The organism is Microcoleus sp. Pol10D4 (assembly GCF_036701555.1).
Taxonomy (GTDB): Bacteria; Cyanobacteriota; Cyanobacteriia; order Cyanobacteriales; family Microcoleaceae; genus Microcoleus.
On sequence record NZ_JAUBRA010000134.1, the window covers coordinates 1 to 5,824 of the forward strand.

4 protein-coding genes and 1 pseudogene are annotated in these 5,824 nt (G+C 48.2%); 3 read left to right on the forward strand and 2 right to left on the reverse strand.

The features are described 5' to 3' along the window. Positions 1-153 precede the first annotated feature (153 nt). Both QUA36_RS30500 and QUA36_RS30505 read right to left on the reverse strand, forming a co-directional pair. Positions 154-420 carry a hypothetical protein gene (locus QUA36_RS30500; RefSeq protein ID WP_333160130.1) on the reverse strand — a complete coding sequence of 89 codons (267 nt, stop codon included), beginning with the start codon at positions 418-420 and terminating at the stop codon, positions 154-156. Between the two features lie 111 nt (positions 421-531). Further along, positions 532-1,905, reverse strand: coding sequence for a DUF4339 domain-containing protein (locus QUA36_RS30505; protein ID WP_333460083.1), 1,374 nt, complete (start codon positions 1,903-1,905; stop codon positions 532-534). A gap of 407 nt (positions 1,906-2,312) precedes the next feature. Here QUA36_RS30505 and ribBA point away from each other — a divergent pair, with 407 nt between their 5' ends. The 3 genes and pseudogenes from ribBA to QUA36_RS30520 form a co-directional block, all read left to right on the forward strand. Further along, positions 2,313-4,052: a bifunctional 3,4-dihydroxy-2-butanone-4-phosphate synthase/GTP cyclohydrolase II gene (gene ribBA / locus QUA36_RS30510; RefSeq protein WP_333460084.1), complete on the forward strand. Its 1,740-nt coding sequence runs from the start codon at positions 2,313-2,315 to the stop codon at positions 4,050-4,052. 28 nt (positions 4,053-4,080) lie between these two features. Then, positions 4,081-5,520 carry a pentapeptide repeat-containing protein gene (locus QUA36_RS30515; RefSeq protein ID WP_333460085.1) on the forward strand — a complete coding sequence of 480 codons (1,440 nt, stop codon included), beginning with the start codon at positions 4,081-4,083 and terminating at the stop codon, positions 5,518-5,520. 189 nt (positions 5,521-5,709) lie between these two features. Further along, positions 5,710-5,824: pseudogene (locus QUA36_RS30520) on the forward strand (RNA-guided endonuclease InsQ/TnpB family protein); the annotation flags it as partial.

A 5,824-nucleotide genomic window follows, 5' to 3' on the forward strand; every position in this document is an offset into this window, starting at 1 on the left:
TTGAGAACCTCTCGCTGATTAACCATTTTTTCCACTCAGCTCAGGCTGAGTCAATTTGTGCTTAGTCTAAACTCCAGTCAATATTGCGCCCAACAAAATAATCACCAATGGCATCCAAGTCTCGGCTTGCTGTTGGAGAGACAAAGCATCGGCTCATCCCTGAACCTCTCGTGCCTTGCGAAACTTTTCCTGCAATTGCTTGATCGCAGTCTCTAAAGGAATTCCCTCACCCCGCGATAGTTCCGCCTCCGCTTCCTCCACCGAAGAGCGCACCTCTTCCACCCACTCGCAATAAAGCTTCCGCGTTTGAGTCAAAGTCTGGAGGGCTTTTGTAATCACCTCTTCCGGCGAGGTAAACTGCCCCAGTGCTAATTGCGCTTCGATCAATTTCACCTGCTCAGGACTCAAAGTAATATTCATAAAAATCTCCGGGAGTCTCGCTGACACAAATCCCTTTTCTAAGAATAGCGCTACTTTCTGGGCAGTGCGATCGTCTTAGACGCCGATGGACGTGGGGTGACGTGTACTGTCTTATTTTTGAGTGAGGTACGACGCTAATTCTGGAATTTCACCGGCGCGCTGCCACTCGGCTTCCCCGCGCCGCACTTTGGTTCGGGCTGTGATTTCCTGAACCTCCCATAATTGCAATTTGGTATAGGGCCCTTTGGCTTCACCGCTGCGAAACACGTACCATTGAGGAACTTCAGGAGTTGGCTGGGCCGATCGTCTCACAGGCTTCATCCGATTCATTCCAGTTGAGGCTTTGAGCTGGTTTAGCTCTTGTTCTACCGGATTGGGAGGCGGTGAGTTAGAATTGGGCGATCGCTTTTTCTTAGCTGAACTCTGACTTTTCTTAGCCTCCGGCTTACCTCTAGCAATTTCTACTTCGCGCGGCCACCCCCAGAAATGCCACACCGCCACCCACACTAGCGCCACGGCAGATCCTAAAATCTCTTCTTGTGTTTCTGACCCTTCTGAAGACTCTCCAAACAACAGAAAAGTGATCGCACCGAGTACGCTGGCTATGAGGTTTAGGTAAATTAGGTTGGTAGTGTCGTTAGCCGCTAAGTGCCAACTGGTTGTGTGCCGAACAAAAGATTGGCTGGTTGCTGTCCTGTTGTGTTTCCAGGCTTTTCGGGCTTGAAGGCGACTGTAACCAGGAGAGTCAGCGGGCCACCACGTCGCAGCCCAATTAACTAGATGCGCTGACCAATACTGCAAAGCTGCATATCCCACTATCCCGCTCAGCAGTACGCAAATAACTAACAGAAAGGTTGTCAGCGGCAGTAGCTGTATTGGCACGATTTCGGCCGTCGCAACAGTTAGCAGAAAAAACGGAGTACCAGTTAATACTGGAACTAACAAAAGTTCAAGTATCTTTAGAAGCTCTGCATAGAAAATCCATAAGAATTTAAGAAGAGTTTTAAGCAGCTTTGCAAAGCGGAAGTGATACAGGTAAGCAGATGCGATCGCAGTTCCTAGAATTAAAGCAACGAGCGCGCCCGAAAAGCTTCTGAGCGGCAGCATAAAAAGCGCGATCGCCGGAATTCCCATTACAATCGCAGCAGGTAGCGTCAGAAATGCGATAATGCCTTCCCTCCAATGCTGCCATGCCGATATTGCCTGTGGTTGCTGATTGTGCCGGCGAATTTCCACCCACTCGGCAAACTTAGTTACCCCCCAGTGATAGAAAGCAAATAACCAGATTTGGCACAACCAAGCAAGTACGATCGGGGATTCCCAGTCAGAGTTCCTGATGGTGTACCAGTACGTCCTGCTAAATCTGTAGGAATAGTAGTAAGCATTGGGCCATAGTAAAGAAACAATCAGCCAAAAGCTAATGCTTAAGGCAAACCCTCTCGCGCACGATGTAGGATCGGGGAGGAATTTCGGCCAATTATTCATGGTTGGGATAATTTGACGGGATATCAATATTGTCCCATCGGGCGGAGCTTTAAAATGTCAGCCTTCCTCAAAAAATCATCTATTCCATTAGCCACAATCTTGCAGTAATCGACCCTAATTTCAATATTGCTTTTGCCCGATCGCACATTGTCTCCCAACAATCAACATTATAATTAAGCAATTAGGAGCTTAGAAGTACGGTTTACTTAAAATATTCGCGATCTCAGTCAAACTCATGAAATATTTGGGAGAGATTTTGTTGACAAGATGCAATAATTATAGTAAGTGACTTTAAAAAGATTGTCAAACTCATCTGGACTGGGGAATCGCCCTGTCGGAAACAAAAGGTTACAATCGAAAATACATTCTATTTCCATAACATTACTGTTTATAGCTTGAACTCCTCAGTGACAAATAACAACACCTCAACTCAATCCTTTCAATTTGACTCAATTGACAGCGCCCTCGTAGACCTCAAAGCAGGTCGCATGGTGGTAGTAGTCGATGACGAAAATCGCGAAAACGAAGGCGACGTGATTTGTGCCGCCCAATTCGCCACCCCCGACAACATCAATTTCATGGCCGTGAACGCGCGGGGTTTGATTTGTCTAGCCTTGAGTGGCGAAAGGCTCGATCGCCTGGAACTGCCCCTGATGGTCAGCAAAAACACTGACAACAACCAAACTGCCTTCACCGTCAGCATCGATGCAGTCAACGGCGTCAGTACCGGCATCTCCGCCGAAGACCGGGCGCGCACCATCCAAGTAGCCATCCACCCGGACACCAAACCTCAAGACTTGCGCCGTCCCGGTCACATTTTCCCCCTGCGGGCGATCGACGGCGGCGTCCTCAAACGCGCCGGTCACACCGAGGCATCCGTTGACCTCGCCAGACTCGCTGGGCTGTATCCCAGCGGCGTCATCTGCGAAATTCAAAACCCCGACGGTTCGATGGCGAGGTTGCCCGAATTAATCGAGTACGCCAAAACCCACAACCTTAAAATAATCAGTATTGCTGACTTAATTAGCTACCGACTCAAGCACGATCGATTCGTCCGCCGCGAAACCGTCGCCCAATTGCCCACTCAATTCGGCGAGTTTATGATTTACGCCTACCGCGACACCCAAGACAATTCAGAACACGTTGCTATTGTCAAGGGCGACCCGGCCGAATTTAAAGACAAACCCGTGATGGTGCGGGTGCATTCCGAATGCCTGACAGGCGATGCTTTGGGTTCCCTGCGCTGCGACTGCCGGATGCAACTGCAAGCGGCACTGAAAATGATCGAAAATGTCGGTTCTGGCGTCATAGTTTACTTGCGCCAAGAAGGTCGCGGCATTGGATTGGTAAATAAACTAAAAGCTTACTCGCTGCAAGATTTGGGATTCGATACAGTCGAAGCCAACGAACGGTTGGGATTCCCCGCCGACTTGCGAAACTACGGCGTCGGAGCGCAAATGCTCAACGATTTGGGAGTTAAAAAAATTCGCTTAATTACCAACAACCCGCGCAAAATTGCCGGTTTGAAAGGTTACGGCATTGAAGTAGCCGATCGCGTCCCCTTACTAATTGAAGCCACAGATTACAACTCGATCTATCTGGCAACAAAAGCCGAAAAACTCGGTCATATGCTACTGCAAACTTATTTAGTAACAGTGGCGATTCAGTGGAACGAAACGAAGGAAGAAGGTAGGAGACATTCGTCAGAGGGAAAAGAGGAAGATTCTGCAATCCAAAATCGGTACCAACACCTCGAAAAACTCCGGCATTTGGCGGCTAACCAGCACTTGCTGCTGCAAGAAGAAGCGCGGCCGGTGGGAATAGCCCTTTTCGGAGAAGGCTCCCTCATTGTTCACCTAGGCTTCGATCAAGCCGGACTCGCAGGCCCCGATTGGTACCAAGATCCAAACCATCCTTACGTCAAGGCGATCGGCAAAATTCTGAGCGAAATCAGCACAGAGCCGAATTTGCAAACATTAGAAGTAATGGTTTCCTCCGGTGCAGATCCGCTCAAAACCCTGCAAGTCCAGCTCGATCGCGAAACCTTCCCCCTCGAACAAGTCGCGTCCGTGTGCGCCAAGCTTCAACCTCAAAAAATTTATAGTTTTGGTCCTATTTCCGATTCAGCCATCGGAATGTCAAGCTAGGTTCAGCATTAAAGAGAGCGAATTTGACATGCAAATGAACGTTGGTGACTTTCTGCACCGGCTCGACCTCAGGGGACAAGCACTTAAAGGCACCAACCTCGGAGGCGCGGAACTCCGGGGAGCAAACCTCAGAGGCACCGACCTCCGAGAAACCAACCTTAGCAACGCTATTCTCAGGTATGCAGACCTGATCGAAGCCGACCTTACTGGCGCCAATCTCAGCGGGGCAGATTTAGCTGAATCATTTCTCAATTTAGCTAACCTCACTAGAGCCGATTTGACCGGTGCTGTCCTCCGAGAAGCTACTCTCGTAGGAGCAGAGCTCACGGGCGCCAACCTCAAACAAGCAAGTTTGATCAAGGCTAATTTAGTTGGAGCAAATCTCCACGAAGCCAACTTAACCAGAGCCAACCTCAGTGGGGCGGATTTGCGCGGTTCTCAGTTGAGCGGTGCCATTTTAGACAAGGCCGTATACAACAACCGGACTATCTTTCCCGATGATATTGATCCGGGTGCAATGGGAGCATTTTTGCTAGCTCCCAATGCTTCGCTCCCTGGCTTAAATCTGGCTAGGGTAGATTTGACCGAAGCCGATTTAAAAGGAGCCGATTTGCGGCGGACAAACTTATACAAAGCTATTTTATTTGGCGCAAAACTCGATCGGGCCAACTTAGCAGGAGCCAACCTCAGCGGAGCGGACTTGAGGGAAGCCAGTTTGAACGCCACGATTTTAGAAAAAGCTGTTTACAGCAACAAGACTTTGTTTTCAGAAGGCATTGACCCCGCTCTGGGTGGAGCTTATTTAATTGCTCCCAATGTATCGCTGCAAGGGGTAAATTTAACCGGAGCCGACTTAAACGGGTCAGATTTAAGCGGAGCTAATTTGAGCGCTTCTAACTTAACTTCGGTCAATCTCAAAAATGTAGACCTCAGCAGAGCTAGCTTAAAAAAAGCTTACCTCAAAGGTGCAAACTTGGAGGGAACGGATTTAAGAGGAGCCGATTTAAGCGGCGCAATTTTACACCAAGTAAACTTGAGTTCTGCTGACCTCCGGGGTGTAGACTTAACAAGGGCTGACCTCAGCGGCGCTAATTTAAGGGATGCCGATTTGAGGGAGACAGATTTCACCGGAGCTACTTTGCTGTTCGCTAACTTGAGCGGGGCAGACTTGAGAGGTGTAGACTTGACAAAAGCTAACCTCAGCGGCGCTAAGTTAAACGAAGCTGACCTCAGAAAAGCAGATTTGATGAGAGTAAATTTGGAGGGAGCAGATTTAACTGAGGCAGACTTGAGCGATGCTCATTTATTCCGAGTTAATCTCAGAGGTGCTAACCTGAAAGGTACTAACCTCAAAGGCGCAAGTTTAAAAGGGGTATTTTTGACCGACGCTTATTTGAGCGAAACGGATTTGACCGATATACATCTGAGTCCGAGTTTTTTTGAATTGCCATTAGAATCGGAATGGTAATTAGTTGACTGTTAACAATCGAAAATCTAAAATAAAAAACCGCCCAGCGAAAATTGCTCGATTATAAAAAACTCCCTGAAAACCCTGTGACTTTAGTGCAGGGATGAAAGGGCATCGCAAGATTTATCCTGCCTACCAATTTCCCAACTACCAAATGCAGTAAAATTAATCAAGGGAGGTGAAAGTCAAATGTATGCAGTACAAAAAGATATCTGGCATTTAAAGGAATTCGACAAATCCATTGTAGAGCAACTGCTGAGATGGTCAAACAATCTGTTTAATGTCGGGACTTACGAAAGTCGGC

What these genes read in the sequence shown, in the direction of transcription:
- QUA36_RS30505 (WP_333460083.1), bottom strand. Translation starts at nt 1,905, where the DNA reads ATGAATAATTGGCCGAAATTCCTCCCCGATCCTACATCGTGCGCGAGA.
- QUA36_RS30515 (WP_333460085.1), top strand. Translation starts at nt 4,081, where the DNA reads ATGCAAATGAACGTTGGTGACTTTCTGCACCGGCTCGACCTCAGGGGA.
- QUA36_RS30500 (WP_333160130.1), bottom strand. Translation starts at nt 420, where the DNA reads ATGAATATTACTTTGAGTCCTGAGCAGGTGAAATTGATCGAAGCGCAA.